Here is a 21,700-nt window from a genome sequence, read left to right as displayed (position 1 = left end):
GTGCCTTAATATCAAAACCCCAGGACAAGCCTGGGGTTTAATTTAAGAAATACAGTCTTCAAGTCCAAAAGAGCAACAATTCGTTATTGCCCTTGGTTGGTAAGATTGTTAACCAGATTACGTGGTTGGATTATCATCCGTTGGCTTTGAAGTTTGCTGCGGGGATGATGTGTTATGGCGGTTATTGCTATTACTGCCGTTATTACCGCCATTATTATTGTCACCTTCCCAACCTGCTGGTGGGCGTACTGTTGTACGATTCATCAGATCATCAATCTGAGGTGCATCAATAGTTTCATACTTCATCAACGCATCTTTCATTGTATGAAGAACATCAAGATTATCCATCAGAAGCTGACGAGCACGTAAATAGTTACGATCGACGATAGCCTTCACTTCCTGATCAATTAAACGCGCAGTGTCTTCAGACATATGTTTTGCCTTGGCAACCGAACGACCGAGGAAAACTTCACCTTCTTCTTCCGCATACAGCAATGGCCCCAGTTTTTCTGAGAAACCCCACTGTGTCACCATGTTGCGCGCAATAGAAGTCGCCACTTTAATATCATTGGACGCACCAGTAGAAACATTATCTACACCATAGATAATTTCTTCAGCTAACCGACCACCGTATAAAGTTGAAATTTGGCTTTCCAATTTCTGACGACTCGCACTGATCTGATCACCCTCTGGTAAGAAGAACGTCACACCTAACGCACGGCCGCGAGGAATTATCGTCACTTTATGCACAGGATCGTGTTCTGGTACCAAACGACCGATAATGGCATGTCCAGCTTCATGGTATGCGGTGGATTCTTTTTGTTCCTCCGTCATCACCATTGAGCGGCGCTCTGCTCCCATCATGATCTTATCTTTGGCTTTTTCGAACTCAACCATAGAAACAACGCGCTTGTTACCACGAGCAGCAAACAAAGCAGCTTCATTCACAAGGTTAGCCAAATCTGCGCCAGAGAAACCCGGTGTTCCACGAGCAATGATCAATGCATCAATATCAGTATCCAGCGGAATACGACGCATATGAACTTTCAGGATTTGCTCACGACCACGTACATCCGGCAGGCCAACAACTACCTGACGATCAAAACGACCAGGGCGTAGTAAGGCAGGGTCCAGAACATCAGGACGGTTAGTTGCTGCGATAACAATAATACCTTCGTTACCTTCAAAGCCATCCATCTCAACCAGCATCTGGTTCAGTGTCTGTTCACGTTCATCGTGCCCACCGCCCAAGCCAGCACCACGCTGACGGCCTACTGCATCAATTTCATCAATAAAGATGATGCACGGTGCTGCTTTTTTCGCCTGTTCAAACATATCACGAACACGAGAAGCACCTACACCAACAAACATTTCAACGAAATCAGAACCAGAGATGGTGAAGAAAGGGACTTTCGCTTCGCCAGCGATAGCTTTCGCCAGCAACGTTTTACCAGTACCCGGAGGACCAACCATCAGGATACCTTTCGGGATCTTACCGCCCAGTTTTTGGAAACGGCCAGGCTCACGCAAATACTCAACCAATTCGCCCACTTCTTCTTTTGCTTCGTCGCAACCAGCAACATCAGCAAATGTAGTTTTGATCTGGTCTTCCGTCAACATGCGGGCTTTGCTTTTACCAAAAGACATAGCCCCTTTACCGCCACCACCTTGCATTTGACGCATAAAGAAGATCCAAACGCCAATTAGCAGTAGCATTGGGAACCATGAAATAAAGAGGGTCGCCAACAGGCCTTGTTTTTCTGGTGGTTCACCAATAACTTTTACCTGTTTACTGAGTAGGCTATCCAGCAACTTTTCATCCTGAATCGGCATATAAGTGCTGTATTTTCCACTGTTGTCTTTCTTAGTGAAATTAATGTCACGACCCGAAATATTTACTTCGCTTACTTGATTCTGCGATATCTCATTGATGAAATTAGAGTAATCTACCCTACGACCACTAGAGTCGCTGGGACCAAAACTCTGGAACAATAACATCAAGACAACTGCGATGACTAACCAGAGAATCAGGTTTTTCGCCATGTCACTCAAGGGATTAACCTCATATTACAACTGTGTTAACAAATAGTAGTCAGGGTACTATACTTTCCGCCCTGTCGCTACAATATATACTTCACGTGATCGTGCCCGCGAAGCTTCTGGTTTACGAGTTTTTACCTTCGCAAAAAGGGAGCGTATTTCCCTCAGGTATTCATCAAAGCCTTCTCCCTGAAACACTTTGACAATAAAACTACCCCCAGGGGCCAGCACATCACGACACATACCCAACGCTAACTCAACCAGATACATGGATCGGGGAATATCGACCGCGGGGGTTCCACTCATATTGGGAGCCATATCCGACATGACGACCTGGACTTTATTATCACCAACTCTCTCAAGTAATGTTTTCAATACAAGCTCATCACGAAAATCTCCTTGAAGGAAATCGACTCCAACTATCGGGTCCATCGGCAAAAGATCACAAGCAATTATTCGTCCACTATTGCCGATCTGACTAACTACATATTGAGACCATCCACCCGGAGCAGCGCCTAAATCAACAACGGTCATGCCCGGTTTAAAGATTTTGTCGCTTTGCTGTATCTCATCAAGTTTAAACCAAGCGCGAGAGCGAAGCCCTTTTTTCTGCGCCTGAAGAACATATTTATCACTAAAATGTTCCTGTAACCAGCGACTTGAGCTTGCTGAACGTTTTTTATTGGCCATTGTTCTTTCCAACTATACTAATAGAGAACCTTATTTTTTTGCGCTCTCTTATCAAACCACACCACACTTTTATGGTGATAGATATGAGATGGCGGTAGAATATGCCGTTTTCAATCCCAACTAAGTAAAAAAACGATGACTCTTAACAAGAAACAAGTCCAATACCTGAAAAGCCTCGCTCATTCATTAAAGCCTGTCGTTATGATCGGCAACAATGGGCTAACCGAAGGCGTGTTGGCTGAAATCGAACAAACTCTTTCGCATCACGAGCTTATCAAAGTCAAAGTTGCAGGCGAAGACCGTGAACTAAAAACTTTGATCGCTGAAGCGATTGTTCGTGAAACCGGTGCACATAATGTGCAAATCATTGGAAAAATGTTAGTTCTCTACCGTCCATCGGAAGAACGCAAGATTAGTCTACCTAAATAATCACGGCATATTTGTACAAAAATGCCATATTGATTGTATTCACCATGATAAAAAAGGCCAAAAACTGGCCTTTTTTCTTTTATGTCAACTTCACATATCAGCACAGATAGTCGATTATCATGGTGTTTTAGAGATAATCCACATTCAAAACTTCGTATTCCACTTGACCGCCGGGCGTGGTGATCACAACAACATCATCCACTTCTTTACCAATCAGGCCACGAGCAATCGGTGAATTTACTGAAAGAAGATTTTCTTTAATATTTGCTTCATCATCACCTACGATACGGTAGTTCTGCTCTTCATCAGAATCCACGTTCAGTACCGTTACCGTTGCCCCAAAAATCACCCGGCCACTATTGGTCATCTTCGTGACATCAATCACCTGTGCATTAGAAAGTTTTGCCTCAATTTCCTGAATACGGCCTTCGCAGAAACCCTGCTGCTCACGAGCGGCATGATATTCCGCGTTTTCTTTCAAATCACCGTGCTCACGGGCATCAGCGATTGCGGCAATAATTTGAGGGCGACGTACATTTTTCAAATGTTCTAATTCTTCGCGCAATTTATCCGCGCCACGTACAGTCATCGGAATTTGTTTCATTTATCAAACCTCTAAATCAATCCTAAGCCCAAACACATCTTCCTGATTTTTATAATAACAGCACAATGAGCACACCCTATCAGGCGGGCCTCCAGACAATAAAAGGAGTGTAAACCAGCATAATCTGAAGTTCACATGCATATTTACCTGCTAATCTATTATTCTAACGTAGAGTTGATGATGGATCATCGTTTACTTTTCCTTTGAATTGCACCTTAGTATTATTAATACAAATATTTTTGGAATACATTCACCTTCGTATGCGAGATCTATGGCTCTTTTAAAAATTACCAACAGAATAGCTTGTATACTCAGCTTAAGCCTGAGTATTTTCAGTGTAAATGCTTCTTCTATTGAGAAAAGTGCCCAATATTTACCTACGGGAACTAATTTTTCATTTATCGCCCAAGTAGTTGGCTCAAAAGAACCGTTAATTGATTACCACGGGCAACAGATGGCTTTACCTGCAAGTACGCAGAAAATTGTAACGGCATTGGCAGCTCTATTACAGCTTGGTAAGGATTACCGTTTTATAACAACACTGGAAAGTGATGCTAATATTTCCGATGGCGTATTAGAAGGTAATCTAATGGCCCGTTTTGTAGGTGACCCGATGCTGACGCGCACGCAACTGCGCAATATGGTCGAGACCTTAAAACAATCTGGCATCAAACAAATTAATGGCGATCTCATCATAGATGTTTCAATTTTTGCCAGCCACGATAAAGCGCCCGGCTGGGTGTGGAACGATATGACCCAATGCTTCAGTGCTCCTCCATCAGCAGCAATCGTGGATAAAAACTGCTTTTCTGTTTCACTTTACAGCTCAAAACAACCTGATGAGCTGGCATTTGTCCGTGTACCCTCTTTTTATCCTGTCAATGTATTCAGTGAAGTCAAAACATTGGCTAAGGGATCACCAGAAGCAAAATATTGTGAACTTGATGTTACGGTGGGTGACTTGAATCGATACACTCTCACAGGTTGTCTGACACAACGCGATGAACCACTCCCACTGGTATTTGCCATCCAAAATGGACCTAGTTATGCTGGCAATATCCTGAAAAATGAGCTTAATATTGCAGGCATTGAGTTAAAAGGTCATATACGGCGCCAATCAATTCCCCTACACCCAGAAAAAATTCTCGCCCTGAATCAGTCTGCACCATTAAATAATATGCTCAAAATCATGTTGAAAAAATCAGATAACATGATTGCAGATACAATCTTTCGTACCCTCGGCCATCGTTATTTCAACGTTCCAGGCACGTGGCGGGCAGGTTCTGATGCAGTTCGTCAGATACTGAAACAAAAAGCCGGTATTGATTTAAGGAATACCATCATGGTGGATGGTTCAGGCCTTTCACGCCACAATTTAATCACACCGACAACCATGATGGAGATATTGCAATTTATTGCTCAGCACAATGATGAGCTGGATTTCATCTCCATGTTGCCCCGAGCGGGATATGATGGCACGTTGGCTTATCGTCCAGGTCTGCATGAGTCGGGAGTTGATGGTAAAGTCTTTGCTAAAACAGGATCATTACAAGGGGTTTATAATCTCACAGGGTTTATGACTGCCGCCAGTGGGCAACAAATTGCTTTTGTCCAATTTATCTCTGGGTACTCGGTTCCCCCTGAAGAACAGCGAACCCGCCGTGTTCCACTATCGCGTTTTGAACACGATTTATATAAAACGTTATACCAAAAACACTGAACAGACTCAGCTGTTCAAAAAAGATTGAACGAAAAAAGGGCGCTGTATTTAGCGCCCTTTTGTTATGTTCGAATATCTACATGAAGATTAGTGTTTATAAATAAACTCAATGCCTTCGTCATCTTCTTCGTCCCAGTCATCATCCCAATCTTCATCAGATGATTGCTGTAACTGTTCTTTATGGTAGTCATCCCACATGAATTCGACTTTTTCGGGCTGAGATTCTTCCGACGTTTCCATGCTACGAGGCTGCGTCTTCATGAATTCCATAATGTCCCAGCAAAGCTCTTTCACGCCCTGACGGTTCACAGCTGAGATCATGTAATAATCACCTTCCCAGCCAAGCTCATCAGCAATGGCTTTTGCTCGCTGCTTAACTTCTTCTGGATCTGTGAGATCTACCTTGTTAAACACCAACCAGCGCGGTTTTTCTGCCAGTTTTTCACTATATTTGTGCAGCTCTTTGATGATGATACGGGCATTTTCAACCGGATCAGATTCATCGATCGGACAGAGATCAATCAAATGCAGCAATACACGGCAACGTTCCAAATGTTTCAAGAAACGAATGCCCAATCCAGCACCTTCTGATGCCCCTTCAATCAAACCAGGGATATCCGCTACTACAAAGCTTTGCTCGTTATCCATACGCACGACGCCAAGACTTGGCACCAGAGTTGTAAACGGATAATCAGCCACTTTCGGTTTTGCTGCCGATACAGCGCGGATAAAGGTGGATTTGCCTGCATTTGGCATACCCAGCATTCCCACATCAGCCAGCAACATCAGTTCTAACATCAGCTCACGGCTTTCTCCAGGTGTCCCCATCGTTCTTTGACGAGGAGCACGATTCACCGAAGATTTAAAACGAGTATTGCCTAGGCCGTGGAAGCCTCCTTTTGCAACCATAAAACGCTGTTCATGGCGCACCATATCCCCAAGCACTTCTCCCGTGGCAATATCACGCACACGAGTTCCAACTGGAACTTTAATGGTAATATCCTGACCACGTTTACCAGTACAATCGCGGCTTTGTCCATTTTGACCACGTTCAGCGCGGAAGGATTTTTCAAAACGGTAATCAATCAGTGTATTGAGGTTTTCATCTGCCAGCAGGTAGACATCACCACCATCACCACCATCACCGCCGTCCGGCCCACCTTTGGGAATATATTTCTCACGACGGAAGCTGACGCAACCATTGCCACCATCTCCCGCAACAACCAGAATCTTGGCTTCATCTACAAATTTCATCATTTTTCTCCGTAGGATAGCCACTATAAAGCTGGATGGCTGATGTACCCAGAGATGGCGTAATCCAGAATATAAAAAGCCCTGCAACACATTGCAGGGCTTCAGGTTCGATTAAGATTCAAAAAACTTATTCAGCTTCGATGCTGATGAATTTACGGTTTTTTGGACCTTTAACTTCGAATTTAATTTTCCCGTCAGCTAATGCGAACAGGGTGTGGTCACGGCCACAACCTACGTTGTTACCTGCGTGGAATTTAGTACCACGTTGACGAACGATGATGCTGCCTGCCAAAACAGACTCACCACCAAAACGTTTTACACCCAGACGTTTGCTTTCAGAATCGCGACCGTTACGAGTCGAGCCGCCAGCCTTTTTGTGTGCCATTAATCTGCTCTCCTAAAATCTTAAGCGATGCCAGTGATTTTAACATCAGTGAACCACTGACGGTGGCCCTGTTGCTTACGGCTATGTTTACGACGACGAAACTTAACGATTTTAATTTTCTCGCCACGACCGTGAGCAACAACTTCAGCTTTAATTTTAACGCCTTCAACTACTGGAGCGCCGATTTTGATGTCTTCACCATTAGCGACCATCAGCACCTGGTCAAACTCAACCGTTTCACCTGTTGCGATGTCCAGCTTTTCCAAGCGAATTGTTTGGCCTTCGCTTACTCGGTGTTGTTTACCACCACTTTGGAAAACTGCGTACATATAAACTCCGCTTTCCGCGCACCCCCTAAAAATTCTTTCCAGAGTGCGCTATAAAATATTCACAATAGGGCGCGAATTCTACGCAAAAACCGTTTGGAAGACAAGTGCAGAATTAGAACAGATGAGAAAAAAACAGAGTTTTTCAATTGTCATTTATTTGAACGGTTTTTCAAGTACAATCGATATATCATGATATCTATTGATATGCTAATTAATGAGCACAGCTCTGAATCAGAGTCCAAAGCCAAAACATGAATTTAGAATCGATAATTAAACTTACCGCTAATGATATGACAGCGGTTAATGAAACCATTCTTAACCAATTAAATTCTGACGTTGCGCTGATCAACCAACTTGGTTATTACATTATCAGCGGTGGTGGCAAGCGCATCCGGCCAATGATAGCAGTATTGGCAGGTAAAGCTCTTCACTGCGAAGACAAAAAGCACATAAAAGTTGCTGCTTTGATTGAATTTATCCACACCGCAACATTGCTGCATGATGATGTTGTTGATGAATCTGACATGCGCCGTGGAAAGGCGACAGCCAACTCCATTTATGGCAATGCTGCTAGTGTCCTTGTGGGTGATTTCATTTATACGCGTTCATTTCAAATGATGACCGATCTTGACTCCATGCGCGTATTGAAATTGATGTCTGACGCCACCAATGTCATTGCTGAAGGCGAAGTAATGCAGTTGATGAACTGCAATAATCCTGATATTTCAGAAGATGACTATATGAGGGTTATTTATAGTAAAACTGCCCGCCTGTTTGAAGTCGCAGCCCATTCAGCAGCCATTCTTGCCAACGCCACTCCTGAACAAGAAGCAGCATTGCGTGATTATGGTCGCTATCTGGGGACAGCATTTCAATTAATTGACGATCTGCTGGATTACGACGCAGACAACAACAAGCTCGGCAAGAATACGGGGGATGACCTGAACGAAGGCAAGCCAACATTACCTCTTTTGCACGCCATGAACCATGGGACACCGGAACAATCCGCTTTAATCCGAAGTGCTATTGAACAAGGAAATGGCCGCCATTTACTGGATACCGTACTCGCAACAATGAAACAGTGTGGCTCACTTAAATACACCCGCCAACGGGCGGAGGAAGAAGCAGATAAGGCAATTTCAGCATTGCAAATACTGGACGATTCTCCATACAAGGCGGCCCTTGAGGGATTAGCTCATGTCGCTGTACAGCGACTTTCCTGAGTTGAATCAATCAGTGTCCCAGATTACTCAATCTGGGATACTGTCTTTACTATCAATATCTTGAATACCAACGTATTGGATAAGGCTAGCCAGCCCTTTTCTCAAAATGAACTTAACCATTCGTTCCCTTTCGGGTTTGCTCAGCTGGTAATAAGCCTCTACCCAGATTATAAATGGATCCTGTCGCTTATTCCGGTAGTACTCGACCGAATTTTCACTGACAGTCAGTACATTCAGCACTTCTTCGGGCAAACTGTTGACATTATATTCGAGCGCCTTTCCCTGCACTCCGCGCTTACGGCGTTGTTCCCAACCTTCGCGTCTTGCCATCAGATTAACTCCTTGGGGAGACGATGGCAGCCCTGCGAGGCCGATGAGTTCCTTTGCAGAATACCATTCTTTCTTCATCTTTTTCTCCTCGCTTTGTACTGGAGCAGTGAAGAGAAAGCCAAATTTTAAACATTTGGCTTTTCAAAAGCTGCCTCAAGTAGCTGTAATTTTTTCTAAAAAACTTCTTATGCCATCTCGTAATATCACTTCGATAATTACCTCCTTTTCTTCCTCGTTGAGTAAATTAAATGCACTTACCCAAATAGATAGAGGGTCTTGTTTCTGAACCTGATATTCCGCTGACGTTTCATGAAGTTCCAAAGCCGTCAAAGTTGATTCAGGAAAACAAGAGTAATGGTATTCAATCGCCCTTCCTTGAACACCTGTCCGTTTTTGCTTCAACCACTCTTCACGTTTTGCTCTGGCATTAACTCCTTGTGGTGATCTAGGTAACTCACCTACACCGGTCAACTCCATTGCCGTATACCACTCTTTTTTCATAATGTTTCTCTATTTTTGTAACCAAGTTCAAAAAAGAAGTTATTAAGAAAAATTTAGAAATATTTTTAGAAAAAATAATGTTATTTTATTTTCTTAATAACAGATCCATGTTCGTTATTAATTTCACATTAACGCTTTAGTTATACCACTAATGTGGCTTCAAATTTAATAGGAAAGGATTAAAAAAATGATTTCTATGAAATCGGATTGGCATCCTGCTGATATTATTGCCGCTTTACGTAAACGTGGAACTACGTTAGCAGCCGTTTCTCGTGAAGCGGGGCTGAGTTCATCAACTTTGGCGAATACACTTTCTCGCCCATGGCCCAAGGGAGAATGGATAATAGCGGATTACTTAGAATTACATCCGTCTGAAATATGGCCAAGCCGTTATTTCAATCCCCATACAGGAGAATTATTAGAGAGAAAAGTCCGAGATAAAAAGAATAATTAGCTATCAATATAATTATTGAAAAAAAACCGCTAGTTATTTCGAACTAGCGGTTTTAGTTATCTAATATATTTAACTTAATTCTTATATTAATAAATTAATAATAAATGAATTAGTCGTTAATAAATTTTTCGCCCAATTCAATATCTTTCTTCAAAACATCCAGCATGTTATCTAATGACTTCCGTTCAAAGTCACTCAACTTGCCAATATCTAAACGTTCTTCGATACCATTTTTCCCTAAGCGTACAGGCTGCGCAAAGAAACGGGCATATTTGCCATCACCTTCAACATAGCTGCACTCAACAACATTGCTTTCACCTTGCAGACCACGAATCAGAGACAGCCCCAAACGTGCCGCCGCCTGTCCCATAGACAACGTTGCAGAGCCGCCACCTGCTTTCGCTTCAACGACTTCAGTACCTGCGTTCTGGATACGTTTGGTCAATGCTTCTACTTCTTCATCAGTGAAGCTAACACCTGGAACTTGAGACAATAATGGCAAAATAGTTACGCCTGAATGTCCACCAATCACTGGAACTTCCAACTCTTCTGGTTTTTTACCTTTCAATTCAGCAATAAACGTGTTGGAACGGATGATATCCAATGTTGTTACACCAAACAGACGGTTCTTATCGTACACCCCTTCTTTTTTCAATACTTCAGCAGCGATTGCTACAGTGGTATTGACTGGGTTGGTAATAATTCCAATTAATGCTTTTGGACAAGTTTTAGCGACCTGCTGAACCAGATTACGAATGATTCCCGCATTAATATTGAACAAATCGGAACGATCCATACCAGGTTTACGTGCTACACCCGCAGAAATCAATACGACATCTGCACCTACTAGTGCAGGGGTTGCATCTTCACCAGCAAAACCTGTGATTTTGACTGCCGTTGGAATATGGCTCAGATCGGCTGCCACGCCTGGGGTCACCGGAGCAATGTCATACAAGGAAAGTTCTGAACCTGAAGGAAGCTGGGTCTTGAGTAGAAGGGCAAGTGCCTGACCAATACCACCGGCTGCACCGAGAACTGCAACTTTCATCCTGATACTCCTTAAATAAGTACTATAAAAAGTTTAAACCTGTACGGTTAAGAGAATGCTTTCATTTTTTCCATCATCAATATAATGATCGAGAAGGCTCTCATCCTACTCATCACTACGTCTTAAAAACAATCTGTTAACAGTCAGATTATCCACCTAATGACCCGATGACGGAATACCAAAGTTGCCTTATTCTAGACAAAAGGCTTATCTGTTAATGAGATAACGGACACTTTTTTGAGAATTATTTTAGTTGTATTACTCATCAATTAGCTGATTACCTTACTCTTCCTTTTCACACTAAACAATACCATTTAATTAACAATACATTTACTATGCTTAATATGGAGAAAAGAAAACTATATTAATATCCAGACTATTAATAAGGTAATATCGAAAAATATACAATTATGCTCTATATGTTGGTTTTTTCTTCTCTTTCTTGAATAAAAATTCACTCTTTCGCATAATGTCGGCCTGATAACGGATTCAACGATGGTGAAATATGCGTGTTCCTTCGAAACAGGAAGATTTGGTAAAAGCTTTCAAGGCATTATTGAAAGAAGAAAAATTCAGCTCTCAAGGTGAAATTGTTTCAGCACTTCAGGATGAAGGGTTTGAAAATATCAACCAATCTAAAGTTTCCAGAATGCTGACGAAATTTGGTGCTGTCCGAACCCGTAATGTAAAGATGGAAATGGTCTACTGCCTACCAGCAGAACTGGGTGTTCCCACTGCCACCAGTCCATTAAAAAATCTGGTATTAGATGTCGATTATAATCATAGCGTGGTTGTCATACGAACTAGCCCTGGCGCAGCACAGTTAATTGCACGTCTATTAGATTCATTGGGGAAGGCAGAAGGGATTCTTGGCAGTATTGCAGGAGATGACACCATTTTTTCTACACCAGCACAAAACTTTACGACCAAGCAACTCTACGAAGCAATTCTCAACCTGTTTGAGCAGGAACTTTAATCTGTGGATCTGCTGTATGCCAAACCAATCAAAATAGGCCTACGGCAGACAAAAATATAAGATTATATGAAGAATTTGCCCAATGAATTTCACATGATGGTTTGTCTTAGAAGATATTGGTTTGGCAAATATTAGTCTGGAATATATTGGACTGAAAAATATTAACTTGGAGGATAAAGGAATATGTGATGAAAAGAGGATCGGCCAATGGGCACGATCCCCTATTGCAGAGAGCATAACAATTAAGCTGTACTTGCTTTCTTCGTCAATTCGGTCAGTAACTTCTCATGAATTCCATCAAACCCACCGTTACTCATAATCAAAATATGATCGCCCGGCAGTGCCGTTTCTACAATCATTTTAACCAAAGCGTCGATATCAGCACTCCAACGGGCTGGCTGAATGCACTGTTCAGCAATTTCAATAACTTGCCACGGAATATTAGTAGGTTGATAGAGAAAGACTTCGTCAGCGCGCCCCATGGAAGGCGCAATATCATTTTTGCTCATTCCCATTTTCATGGTATTCGACCGAGGTTCCAGTACAGCAAGAATGCGAGCCATGCCGCCCACTTTGCTTCTCAGCGCTTCCATTGTAGCTAAAATGGCCGTTGGATGATGGGCAAAATCATCATACACCGAGATACCATTGACTTCGCCGCATAATTCGAGACGACGGCGGGCATTAATAAATTTGCTTAGTGACCGACAAGCATCCGCAGGTTGAACTCCCACATGATGGGCTGCCACAATCGCGATTAAACCATTATGCATATTGTGTTCACCGACTAGTGACCACTTCACTTCTCCAATCAATTCACCTCGATGGAAGACTTGATAATTACTGCTATCCTGGCTGACTTTCTTCGCCTGCCAATGACCACTTTCTCCGATCTGTTCCAGTTCACTCCAACATCCCATTGAAAGCACATGCTTCAAATTAACATCATTATCAGGAACAATGATTTTCCCCGTACTCGGTACAACTCTGACAAGATGGTGGAACTGTTTTTGAATAGCACCCAAATTTTCAAAAATGTCGGCGTGATCAAATTCCAGATTGTTCATGATCAGTGTGCGGGGACTGTAATGGACAAATTTTGAACGCTTGTCGAAAAAGGCACAATCGTATTCATCAGCTTCAATCACAAAAAATGGGCTTTCACCGATTTGTGCTGAAACTTCGAAATTACCCGGTACACCACCGATCAAGAATCCCGGTTTATAGCCACAATCTTCCAAAATCCAAGCCAACATGCCAGCCGTTGTTGTTTTGCCGTGGGTTCCCGCGACAGCCAATACCCAGCGTTCCGGTAATACATGATCATGTAGCCATTGCGGACCAGAAATATAAGGAATGCCACGATCCAATACCGCTTCCACGCAAGGATTACCGCGTGTCATGGCATTACCAATGATCACCAGATCCGGAGCAGGATCAAGTTGTGCCGGGTCGTATCCTTGGATCAGCTCAATGCCCTGTTTTTCCAGCAGGGTGCTCATTGGTGGATATACATTAGCATCAGAGCCAGTCACTTCATGGCCCTGTGCACGAGCGAGGATCGCCAACCCTCCCATAAAAGTACCGCAAATGCCGAGAATATGAATACGCATTTATTTCTACCCGATATCATGAACTGTATCACTATTCTAACCATCAAATCAGAGATTAGAAATGCAATAGCCTATGAATCATCTGATTCTTTAGCTAAACTGCCCGCGCATGAGTGCGACACAAAAGTGAAGCACGCTTCCTAAAACCACAATCAAATTCAAGGCCTTTGTCATGAAAACATTAGGCGAATTCATCGTCGAAAAACAGCACGATTTTCCTCATGCTACAGGTGAACTGACTGCATTGCTGTCTGCCATTAAGTTAGGTGCCAAAATCATTCATAGAGATATCAATAAAGCCGGTCTGGTGGATATTTTAGGCACTAGTGGTGTATCTAATGTTCAGGGTGAAGTTCAGATGAAACTGGACTTATATGCCAATGAAAAACTTAAGGCAGCACTGAAAGCACGCGGCGAAGTTGCAGGTATTGCTTCTGAGGAAGAAGACGAGATCGTTATTTTTGATGGCGACCGAGCAGAAAATGCGAAGTATGTTGTTTTGATGGATCCACTGGATGGTTCTTCGAATATTGATGTAAACGTTTCCGTCGGGACTATTTTCTCGATTTACCATCGAATTACCCCGATTGGTCAGCCTGTAACTGAAGAAGATTTTCTGCAACCGGGAAATCGTCAGGTTGCAGCAGGTTATGTGGTTTATGGTTCATCCACAATGCTGGTTTATACTACAGGCTGTGGTGTCCATACTTTTACTTATGACCCTTCCCTTGGTGTGTTCTGTCTGACCCATGAAAAAGTCCAGTTCCCAGAAAAGGGTAATATGTACTCTATCAACGAAGGGAACTACATCAGATTCCCGATGGGTGTGAAAAAATACATCAAATATTGCCAAGAGCAGGACGAAGCGACTCAGCGTCCTTATACAACCCGTTATATTGGTTCTCTGGTTGCAGATTTCCACCGCAATTTGCTGAAGGGTGGCATCTATATTTATCCAAGTACTGCAAGCTATCCAACCGGAAAACTGCGCCTATTGTACGAGTGCAACCCAATTGCTTTTCTTGCTGAACAAGCTGGCGGCAAGGCCAGTGATGGCGCTAACCGCATTCTGGACATCACACCAACTAAATTGCATCAGCGCGTTCCTTTCTTCGTGGGAACCAAATCAATGGTGGAAAAAGCCGAGGATTTTATGGCTGAATTTCCAGATGAATAAGATCATTTATTTGTAAAGTAGTTACAGAGGCGAACTAAATTTCGCCTCTGTAACTTACCCTGCCTTAATTTAGTTCACAAAATAACTTTGTTCATAATTCATAAACAAACAACAAGAATGAACAATAATTACAGAAACTCTGTTATTAGAGGCCATAGAACAAATCATAGATGATTTCTGGGCTGTGATTTTCATAACCCACAGGGATACGGACATAATACAGAAAAATGGAATTACTTTAAGCCTGTTTTGGCTATAATACCCGGCACTCCATTTTGGTTTGAAATTCAAGGAAACTTTTTATGAGCCTGAACAACGTACCGGCGGGAAAAGACCTGCCTGAAGATATCTATGTCATTATTGAGATCCCAGCAAACGCTGATCCGATCAAATATGAAGTAGACAAAGAATCTGGTGCTCTGTTTGTAGACCGTTTCATGTCAACTGCGATGTTCTACCCATGCAACTACGGTTACATCAATAATACTCTGTCCCTCGACGGTGACCCAGTTGACGTATTGGTTCCAACACCATACCCATTACAGCCAGGTTCCGTTATTCGCTGCCGTCCAGTCGGTGTTCTGAAAATGACTGACGAATCAGGTGAAGATGCGAAATTGGTCGCTGTTCCTCATACCAAACTGAGCAAAGAATACGATCACATCAAAGATGTGTACGATCTGCCGGAACTGCTGCGTGCCCAAATCACTCACTTCTTCGAGCACTACAAAGATCTGGAAAAAGGCAAGTGGGTTAAAATTGATGACTGGGACAACGCTGAGGCTGCTAAGGCTGAAATCCTGTCTTCTTTCGAACGCGCTGCAAAAAAATAATCCGAACAGATAATTGCGGAGTTTTTTGATGCAAAAAACCTCTGTCCCTATCAGGGCAGAGGTTTTTGTTTATCAGTCAATTTTGTCAGAGTAATTTTTGCTGGAACAATTCATGAATAACCAGACATAAAAATAAAATCACACAACAAACAATGAATCACTAATTTTTATTCTTCACCGTGGCGTTTTAGCCAATCACCACTTGTGATCCTATGCAATCCCTCAACAGGCAATTTGTAGAGGTAAATCCACGCCTTGCCATAAGGTGTTTCAATCAGTTCCCTTCGGTACTCCTGAGAGTTTTTTTTCAACTCATCCAATTCTGTCAGGATGGATGGCGTAATACGATATACTTCACATTCGATTGTTCCTTCGCCACTGATAACTGCCGGATAATGCCCCAGATCATAAAGTTCATAACCTTCTAATCTGTATTCTCCTAACAATTGGGCATCCGTCATCCAGTGATGATTGCCTTGTTTTTGCCTCAGGCTACCATAAACAATAACTCGCATCTTTAAAACTCAAACTCATAGAGCAGATCTAAAGCTTGATCAATACCAGATACTGCTTCCAGATACAATCGTGGCATAACACGATAACGTAATGTCAGTTTCGCCAAAGAGTCAAAAATACCAACACCATACTTCACTTGTAAGTCGTTGGTAATTCTACCACTGACAACAACCTGAGATTTATTGCCAATGCCCTGAGTATCCAAAGCCAAATCAGAGACACCAAACGTCTCCCCAATCTTACCGACTAATTGACCACTCTGCGCAACCCCCAATCCAATCAGCATAGCCGTCATTTGCGAGTTGTCAGAGTTGCCTTTTTCCAAACCTTCACCACGTAACAAATAAGACAAAGCTTCCTGTTGTGATTTAACCGGATCAGAAAAGACTTCTACTTTAGGTTTATCTGCCAAGCCTGTTACACGCACGCCAGCTATAACAGCGTTTGCTGTCGATTCAGGGTTACGGATAGCTTCAATGTTCAACAATGGCTGATCTGGTGGGCCAGAGAACAGAATGGTTCCCTTGCGAACTTGCAAATCTTGCCCATAAGCATGGAAACGCCCTTCCGGGATATCAATCTGGCCATTCAGCCCCAACCCCTGTTTACCCTGAAGGATTTTCAAAACCCCTTTGAGGTGTGCCTGCAAACCAAATGCATTCAAACTCACATCATCGCCAATCTGAACATTTAAGTTACTTTGAATCAAAATAGATGATTTTTTCTTCTCTATTGGCTGGAGGCTTTTATTCAGCATCACTTCATCAGAAGAAATACCTACTGCTGATTCCGGTAATTCCTGAACCGTAATTCGCGCCCATGGGATATCTACATTACCGTCAAGTTTCAGTAGATTTGGTTTTGCCTCCAGCACCAAATCCGGGCTGATATCCACCTTCACCATTGGGGGAACAGTGACACGTAGCTTGTCACCATTAGCGGCAATTCTGGCGTACCACTCATCTAAATTGCGCCAATCGGCATAACCATTCAGATTTAGTTGCCCCTTAGGTGTTTTAATCATGCCATTCAAATTAGAACTGGCACCTGAAAACTGAACGGCTAACTGGCCTTGGGTGATATCAAACGGAAGCCAATGGCTACTCACTTTCAAGTTATCAGTTTTAAATAGGCCAAATAACAGCGGATTCTTAGCATTTCCACCAATGCGTAGATTTGCATTTAATCCTCCCTCCGCTTTTTCGCCTTTACCCAAAATAGGTTTAATCAACTTTAAGGAAAGTGCTTGAATATCTACATTCCCCGATAATTTTCGACTGCCCTCTAAATCAGCGACCTGCATATCGCCTTTCAAGTGCCCATTGCCAGCCAATTTGAATAACCATGACAAATTAGCCTTGCCATTTGTCAGCCCTGCATTCAAGGTGATTGTTTCAAAATCAATCGGTAATACACTACCTTCTACAACCTGACTAACTTGTATACCATTCCCTTGAAGAGCGACTTTTGCTTGCGGTAAACCCTGCTCTGCTGACCATCTGATATCAGCATTACCACTGAATATGCCCTTAAGTTGAGTGCTTCTATCAAGGAATGGCTGGATCATAGCCAAATCAAAACGCTCAAGCACCACTTGTGCATAACCACTCGTTCCCGCTTCAATGGGTTTTGAAATACAAAGATGTGCATTAGGATTAAGCCAGCAATGAGTACCAACCAAGACTTTTTGTTGCAATTTCGAGTAGTCAATGGATATCGCCTTGCTTAAACGCCACTCACCGACAGGGGTATCGAAATAAGTATTGTTAATGTTACCTTTCCAGCGCTCTTCTTGACGATCAAAGCTGCCATTGAGTACCAACTGACCTGATACCGGAGTCCCCTCGATTTTCAGTTGTAAATCATGTTTCCTTTCTGTGCCCGTAGCGTTGAGCGACAAATTTTTGATGGTTAAATCTGCCTGCTTCAATTGATGCACAACAACCGATAACTGGCCTTGGATCTGTTCAGCCGAGCGTACATCCCCCTTAATCGTGGCACTATCCACCCTTAGAACATCCTGCCAACGCAACCCACGTGCGTTCAAATCTGCTACGATTTGTGGCGCTTTCATATTGCCACGCAGATTGATCTTACCAGTAATAAAACCAGCCAAGCCCGGAAGTAAACCGTTTAATTGCGGTGCATTAATTTCGCCATCGAGCTTCCACTCTTCATCCGTAAGCCGACCTTGTATATTTAGTGTATTGCGCCCAACAGCAAGATCGAGTTGAGGAATATCCCATTGCCCAGCCGCATTACCTGACGCCTTGCCATATGCTTTGATTACATTTTGCTTCACATAGCCATCAAGGGCAATTTTAGGGATCTGAAGCTGCCAACTTCCCCCATACAAGCTGCCACGCACCGCTATTTTACCATCCATTTTGGCAGGCCATTCCGGCCACTGTTTGGCAGTATTAATGCCATCCAAAACAAGATTGGTATTCCAGCTAATGGCCTTACTCCAGTCAATTACTCCTGAAATGTCGGCTTTACCCTGCAAGGCCGCCAAACGCAGGCGCGTTAGTTTCAGCAATTCTTCATTACCTTTTGCATCCAGCATCAACAATGCAGGGGGAAGATTATTGCCCTTAATATCCGAGCGAAGGGAAAGATCGTAACCACTGGCTTGACCATTTAAGCGCAACTTAACACCATCAAGCTGATATTCTGGCTTGCCTTTCAAGGGCCATTGTAATTGTTGGCTTTTCAATGTAATACGTAAAGGCAAGCCTGCTTTTGCCAACTCAGCCTGAGCATCCAGACTGGCGGCGACTGGACCAGAAAGATTCAACGCAAGATCAAGCTGCTGCAACAAAGCGCCTTTTAGCGTTATATTAATCTGCTGCCCTTTCAGGTCATCCAGATTTATATTGTTTAAATTAGTTACGCTTCCCTTAACCGAGAGGCTGACAGGCCATTGTTCAGACAATTTTGCTGTCCCCTGTATTGCCAGTGAACCTTCCGGAGCCTGTAGGTTCAACGTTTTTACATCAACTGATTGCCCCTGATTTCTGGCCTGTAACTGCAAGTCATTAATCTTAATATCGGTATCACCCGTTAAATGCAGTTGTCTGCCATGGATACTTTCCACAGTGATATCAAGAGGAATGGGAATGCTGGGCAGCTTCGCTAACAGTGGCTTGGCAAACAATGCCTTCAACGTTTCACCCAATGGTTTCTCAGGTTCAGTCTGTTGCTTATTCTTTAGTTCTGTTTTTTGCACTGCCCCGATTTTTTCAGATGAACTCTTTGGTAATGCCACCAACAGGTTATTAATTTCCGTAGGTCTTAATATCAGTTGCTTTTCCTGCCACTGAGCCCCCGCTTTAAACTCATCCAATACAATGGAGATATCATCAACCTTCACATGAATATTTTTCAAGGAAAGCGAATCCAGTGAGATAGGGTACGGGGTTTGCAATTCGGTCAGTGGTTCCGATTCAGTAGAGGGAGCCGATATCGGAAGCTCAGCGGTATTCACCAAAACAGTAACACCTTCAGTTGTCAATGCGTTGACACACACCTGACTGTGTTTCAGGCAGGAAAGCCGCATAGAGAGGTGTAAATTGTCAGCATTAACGTTAACTCCCGGCATCTGATATTTCACGCCCTTTAGCGTCAAATCGCGCCAACCTCCGCTGACACTGGCAATATCCAATCCGGGCACCCAACGTACTGCACTGTTAATCACAAAATGCAAGCCAGTTTGTGTGCCGACCAATCCCACAACGGTCATCAATAACAGGCCAACAATCAGCAGGAAAGCAATACTGACCCTTTTTGCCCACCTCATAGTTCAGCCCCTAAACCGATGTAAAATTCAACATTATGACTATTTGGATCTCCGATCGGAGTCGCCAAATCAAATTTTATCGGCCCGACAGGTGAAGCCCAGCGCACACCAATTCCCGCGCCTGTTTTGAAATTACTCCTCTTAATATCATCCACCGCTTCACCCGAGTCTACAAATAAGGCACTCCACCAATTGCCATAAATATTGTATTGATATTCTAACGAACCTACCGCCAACTTTGATGCCCCTACTAATTTACCGTCACTATCTGTCGGTGAGATTTTTTGGTACTTATATCCACGAATACTGCGATCCCCCCCAGCAAAGAAGCGGAGATCAGGCGGCACTTTGTCAAATTCATTAGTTTCTATCCAGCCCAAATCCGCCCGCACCACAAAACGATGATTATCCCGATAAGTTCTGATCCAGACGTGATGTGCTTGTAATACGAAAAAATCGACATTGGACTGCCAACTTGTATCAGAAATATCAAGCGAGTAACGCTGGCTATCCCCCCAATAAGGCATAGTACCGCCACGTTGGCGAATACGGCTGATATTTGCTCCCGGGTAAAGCAACATCGTGGTGTTTGTTACGTTGGCTTGCGTAAAGTGGCTAAGACTCCAGCGCAGATTTATGCTGTACTGCCAACCCGTAAAACGATCCCAGTTACGAGAAAAGTTCAAAGTTGCCGTATCCGAAATGGTATCGTTAATATCTTTACGTTTATAACCTGTTTGTAGCTGATAATATTCTTCGAGAGGATTAACCTTAAGCGGCATTTTGTAGGAACCATCAATGAATTGTTCTCGTGCGGAAAGGTTAAGACTGGTACTAAAACTATGTCCACGGGAATTGAGCCACGGTTTTTTCCATTTTGCCTGAACACGCGGCCCGACATCCGTTGCATAACCGCCCCCTAATTCGACATAGTTGGCAGAGCGGGGTATCAATGAGGCATTCAATGGTAATATTTTATCCTCGCTCTCACGCCCGACTTTAAAATCGGGCACAATAACCGCAGAGTTAAACCATCCAGTATTTACTAAACGACGATTAAATTCGGCTAATTGCCCGGAGGTATAATATTCACCTTGTTTGAAAGGGATCAGATTATTCAGGTAAGTTTCACGAATTTGCGATCCGTGGAATGCGACAGGGCCAAAACGATAACGTTGTCCGCTATCAAAATCAAAATCCCAAATAGATTCGTGTAGCTCTTTTGATACCCCCAACTCACTTTTCTTCATCACTGCATCAAAATAGCCTTTCTTAACAGCCAAATTAGTCAATGTGCTTTTAAAATTTTCATACTCTCCGTGATTAAGTATCGTCCCTTCTTTTGGCATATTTTTTTTGATGAGGACGGCATAATCTTTATCTGTTTTAGCGCCTCCTTCCAAATCAACATTCACTTCAGCAACTCTCACAGGCTCGCCAAGCGTTACTTTTGCTGTTAAAACAGGGCGGGAAGGAGGTGTATTTTCTTGATAAGTGAATGTAACGGTAGGATCATAATATCCCAATGGACGAAGCCCTTGTCGTATCGCTTTCTCCACACGGGCTCGAAAACGTCCATCAGGAGCAACTTCATCGGTACTGATATTTGAAAGTTGTACTCTGGTATTTTTTTCTAATTCACCAGAAAGCCCTTCTACTTTCAGTCGCAAATTTGCACTATAAGCCGACGGAGTGATGATAGATACAAAAAGCGCACATATGAGGGGATATCGTGGCACTCGGACTCCTAATATTTATCTATCTGTAGAGTAAAATCTA

Annotated in this window: 20 protein-coding genes; 7 read left to right on the top strand and 13 right to left on the bottom strand. The window is 43.0% G+C overall.

Annotated elements, in window-relative coordinates; all coding sequences use genetic code 11:
- Positions 1–117: 117 nt before the first annotated feature.
- Both ftsH and rlmE read right to left on the bottom strand, forming a co-directional pair.
- The gene (gene ftsH, locus PSI23_RS01420) at positions 118–2,052 is read right to left on the bottom strand and encodes an ATP-dependent zinc metalloprotease FtsH (RefSeq protein ID WP_273553383.1); all 1,935 of its coding nucleotides are present in this window, start codon (positions 2,050–2,052) and stop codon (positions 118–120) included.
- Between the two features lie 48 nt (positions 2,053–2,100).
- Positions 2,101–2,730 carry a 23S rRNA (uridine(2552)-2'-O)-methyltransferase RlmE gene (rlmE, locus tag PSI23_RS01415; protein WP_273553382.1) on the bottom strand — a complete coding sequence of 210 codons (630 nt, stop codon included), beginning with the start codon at positions 2,728–2,730 and terminating at the stop codon, positions 2,101–2,103.
- Between the two features lie 135 nt (positions 2,731–2,865).
- Between rlmE and yhbY the strand changes: the two genes are divergently transcribed.
- Complete coding sequence (yhbY, locus tag PSI23_RS01410) at positions 2,866–3,159, top strand: ribosome assembly RNA-binding protein YhbY (protein WP_139204057.1); 294 nt, start codon at positions 2,866–2,868, stop codon at positions 3,157–3,159.
- Between the two features lie 127 nt (positions 3,160–3,286).
- On the opposite strand, the gene greA is transcribed toward yhbY, so the two are convergent.
- Positions 3,287–3,763, bottom strand: coding sequence for a transcription elongation factor GreA (gene greA, locus PSI23_RS01405; protein ID WP_092516831.1), 477 nt, complete (start codon positions 3,761–3,763; stop codon positions 3,287–3,289).
- 271 nt (positions 3,764–4,034) lie between these two features.
- Here greA and dacB point away from each other — a divergent pair, with 271 nt between their 5' ends.
- A complete protein-coding gene (dacB, locus tag PSI23_RS01400) occupies positions 4,035–5,483 on the top strand; it encodes a serine-type D-Ala-D-Ala carboxypeptidase (RefSeq protein WP_273553381.1) in 1,449 nt (482 codons plus the stop codon).
- 87 nt (positions 5,484–5,570) lie between these two features.
- Here dacB and cgtA read toward each other — a convergent pair whose 3' ends face one another.
- From cgtA to rplU, 3 genes are all read right to left on the bottom strand, one after another.
- Entirely contained in the window at positions 5,571–6,737 is a 1,167-nt protein-coding gene (gene cgtA / locus PSI23_RS01395) for an Obg family GTPase CgtA (RefSeq protein ID WP_273553447.1), read from the bottom strand.
- A 127-nt stretch (positions 6,738–6,864) separates the two neighbouring features.
- The gene (gene rpmA / locus PSI23_RS01390; RefSeq protein ID WP_010845218.1) at positions 6,865–7,122 is read right to left on the bottom strand and encodes a 50S ribosomal protein L27; all 258 of its coding nucleotides are present in this window, start codon (positions 7,120–7,122) and stop codon (positions 6,865–6,867) included.
- Positions 7,123–7,142: 20 nt separating this feature from the next.
- On the bottom strand, positions 7,143–7,451 hold the full coding sequence (gene rplU / locus PSI23_RS01385; protein WP_010845219.1) for a 50S ribosomal protein L21: 309 nt from the start codon (positions 7,449–7,451) through the stop codon (positions 7,143–7,145).
- A gap of 251 nt (positions 7,452–7,702) precedes the next feature.
- On the opposite strand from rplU, the gene ispB reads away from it, so the two are divergent.
- A complete protein-coding gene (gene ispB, locus PSI23_RS01380; protein WP_273553380.1) occupies positions 7,703–8,674 on the top strand; it encodes an octaprenyl diphosphate synthase in 972 nt (323 codons plus the stop codon).
- A gap of 27 nt (positions 8,675–8,701) precedes the next feature.
- Here ispB and PSI23_RS01375 read toward each other — a convergent pair whose 3' ends face one another.
- Together PSI23_RS01375 and PSI23_RS01370 are read right to left on the bottom strand one after the other, a co-directional pair.
- Positions 8,702–9,082, bottom strand: a complete 381-nt coding sequence (locus PSI23_RS01375) for a DNA-binding protein (protein WP_273553379.1) — start codon at positions 9,080–9,082, stop codon at positions 8,702–8,704.
- A 75-nt stretch (positions 9,083–9,157) separates the two neighbouring features.
- Positions 9,158–9,505 (bottom strand): DNA-binding protein, encoded by a 348-nt coding sequence (locus PSI23_RS01370; RefSeq protein WP_092516812.1) that lies wholly within the window; start codon positions 9,503–9,505, stop codon positions 9,158–9,160.
- Between the two features lie 187 nt (positions 9,506–9,692).
- Here PSI23_RS01370 and PSI23_RS01365 point away from each other — a divergent pair, with 187 nt between their 5' ends.
- The gene (locus tag PSI23_RS01365) at positions 9,693–9,959 is read left to right on the top strand and encodes a helix-turn-helix domain-containing protein (RefSeq protein ID WP_092516811.1); all 267 of its coding nucleotides are present in this window, start codon (positions 9,693–9,695) and stop codon (positions 9,957–9,959) included.
- Between the two features lie 109 nt (positions 9,960–10,068).
- Here PSI23_RS01365 and mdh read toward each other — a convergent pair whose 3' ends face one another.
- Positions 10,069–11,007, bottom strand: a complete 939-nt coding sequence (mdh, locus tag PSI23_RS01360; protein WP_273553378.1) for a malate dehydrogenase — start codon at positions 11,005–11,007, stop codon at positions 10,069–10,071.
- Positions 11,008–11,512: 505 nt separating this feature from the next.
- Here mdh and argR point away from each other — a divergent pair.
- Positions 11,513–11,983, top strand: coding sequence for a transcriptional regulator ArgR (gene argR, locus PSI23_RS01355; RefSeq protein WP_273553377.1), 471 nt, complete (start codon positions 11,513–11,515; stop codon positions 11,981–11,983).
- A gap of 242 nt (positions 11,984–12,225) precedes the next feature.
- On the opposite strand, the gene mpl is transcribed toward argR, so the two are convergent.
- Positions 12,226–13,596 carry a UDP-N-acetylmuramate:L-alanyl-gamma-D-glutamyl-meso-diaminopimelate ligase gene (gene mpl, locus PSI23_RS01350; protein WP_273553376.1) on the bottom strand — a complete coding sequence of 457 codons (1,371 nt, stop codon included), beginning with the start codon at positions 13,594–13,596 and terminating at the stop codon, positions 12,226–12,228.
- 172 nt (positions 13,597–13,768) lie between these two features.
- Here mpl and fbp point away from each other — a divergent pair, with 172 nt between their 5' ends.
- Together fbp and ppa are read left to right on the top strand one after the other, a co-directional pair.
- On the top strand, positions 13,769–14,773 hold the full coding sequence (gene fbp / locus PSI23_RS01345; protein ID WP_273553375.1) for a class 1 fructose-bisphosphatase: 1,005 nt from the start codon (positions 13,769–13,771) through the stop codon (positions 14,771–14,773).
- Between the two features lie 302 nt (positions 14,774–15,075).
- Complete coding sequence (ppa, locus tag PSI23_RS01340; RefSeq protein ID WP_273553374.1) at positions 15,076–15,606, top strand: inorganic diphosphatase; 531 nt, start codon at positions 15,076–15,078, stop codon at positions 15,604–15,606.
- 167 nt (positions 15,607–15,773) lie between these two features.
- On the opposite strand, the gene PSI23_RS01335 is transcribed toward ppa, so the two are convergent.
- From PSI23_RS01335 to tamA, 3 genes are read right to left on the bottom strand one after another with little or no spacing between them, the layout of a single operon-like run.
- The gene (locus PSI23_RS01335; RefSeq protein WP_273553373.1) at positions 15,774–16,121 is read right to left on the bottom strand and encodes a gamma-glutamylcyclotransferase family protein; all 348 of its coding nucleotides are present in this window, start codon (positions 16,119–16,121) and stop codon (positions 15,774–15,776) included.
- Between the two features lie 2 nt (positions 16,122–16,123).
- On the bottom strand, positions 16,124–19,921 hold the full coding sequence (gene tamB, locus PSI23_RS01330; protein ID WP_273553372.1) for an autotransporter assembly complex protein TamB: 3,798 nt from the start codon (positions 19,919–19,921) through the stop codon (positions 16,124–16,126).
- Positions 19,918–21,660 carry an autotransporter assembly complex protein TamA gene (gene tamA, locus PSI23_RS01325; protein ID WP_273553371.1) on the bottom strand — a complete coding sequence of 581 codons (1,743 nt, stop codon included), beginning with the start codon at positions 21,658–21,660 and terminating at the stop codon, positions 19,918–19,920. Before tamA ends, tamB begins: the two co-directional genes overlap by 4 nt.
- Positions 21,661–21,700 lie beyond the last annotated feature (40 nt).

The organism is Xenorhabdus yunnanensis (assembly GCF_028598805.1).
In the GTDB taxonomy this organism is placed as follows: Bacteria; Pseudomonadota; Gammaproteobacteria; order Enterobacterales; family Enterobacteriaceae; genus Xenorhabdus; species Xenorhabdus yunnanensis.
Note: the sequence above shows the minus strand (reverse complement) of the source record. Positions and strands in the feature narration are given on the sequence as shown.

Excerpts from the sequence above, each read along its gene's own strand:
- rlmE (WP_273553382.1), bottom strand. The coding sequence starts at position 2,730 with ATGGCCAATAAAAAACGTTCAGCAAGCTCAAGTCGCTGGTTACAGGAA.
- yhbY (WP_139204057.1), top strand. The coding sequence starts at position 2,866 with ATGACTCTTAACAAGAAACAAGTCCAATACCTGAAAAGCCTCGCTCAT.
- greA (WP_092516831.1), bottom strand. The coding sequence starts at position 3,763 with ATGAAACAAATTCCGATGACTGTACGTGGCGCGGATAAATTGCGCGAA.
- dacB (WP_273553381.1), top strand. The coding sequence starts at position 4,035 with ATGGCTCTTTTAAAAATTACCAACAGAATAGCTTGTATACTCAGCTTA.
- cgtA (WP_273553447.1), bottom strand. The coding sequence starts at position 6,737 with ATGAAATTTGTAGATGAAGCCAAGATTCTGGTTGTTGCGGGAGATGGT.
- rpmA (WP_010845218.1), bottom strand. The coding sequence starts at position 7,122 with ATGGCACACAAAAAGGCTGGCGGCTCGACTCGTAACGGTCGCGATTCT.
- rplU (WP_010845219.1), bottom strand. The coding sequence starts at position 7,451 with ATGTACGCAGTTTTCCAAAGTGGTGGTAAACAACACCGAGTAAGCGAA.
- ispB (WP_273553380.1), top strand. The coding sequence starts at position 7,703 with ATGAATTTAGAATCGATAATTAAACTTACCGCTAATGATATGACAGCG.
- PSI23_RS01375 (WP_273553379.1), bottom strand. The coding sequence starts at position 9,082 with ATGAAGAAAGAATGGTATTCTGCAAAGGAACTCATCGGCCTCGCAGGG.
- PSI23_RS01370 (WP_092516812.1), bottom strand. The coding sequence starts at position 9,505 with ATGAAAAAAGAGTGGTATACGGCAATGGAGTTGACCGGTGTAGGTGAG.
- PSI23_RS01365 (WP_092516811.1), top strand. The coding sequence starts at position 9,693 with ATGATTTCTATGAAATCGGATTGGCATCCTGCTGATATTATTGCCGCT.
- mdh (WP_273553378.1), bottom strand. The coding sequence starts at position 11,007 with ATGAAAGTTGCAGTTCTCGGTGCAGCCGGTGGTATTGGTCAGGCACTT.
- argR (WP_273553377.1), top strand. The coding sequence starts at position 11,513 with ATGCGTGTTCCTTCGAAACAGGAAGATTTGGTAAAAGCTTTCAAGGCA.
- mpl (WP_273553376.1), bottom strand. The coding sequence starts at position 13,596 with ATGCGTATTCATATTCTCGGCATTTGCGGTACTTTTATGGGAGGGTTG.
- fbp (WP_273553375.1), top strand. The coding sequence starts at position 13,769 with ATGAAAACATTAGGCGAATTCATCGTCGAAAAACAGCACGATTTTCCT.
- ppa (WP_273553374.1), top strand. The coding sequence starts at position 15,076 with ATGAGCCTGAACAACGTACCGGCGGGAAAAGACCTGCCTGAAGATATC.
- PSI23_RS01335 (WP_273553373.1), bottom strand. The coding sequence starts at position 16,121 with ATGCGAGTTATTGTTTATGGTAGCCTGAGGCAAAAACAAGGCAATCAT.
- tamB (WP_273553372.1), bottom strand. The coding sequence starts at position 19,921 with ATGAGGTGGGCAAAAAGGGTCAGTATTGCTTTCCTGCTGATTGTTGGC.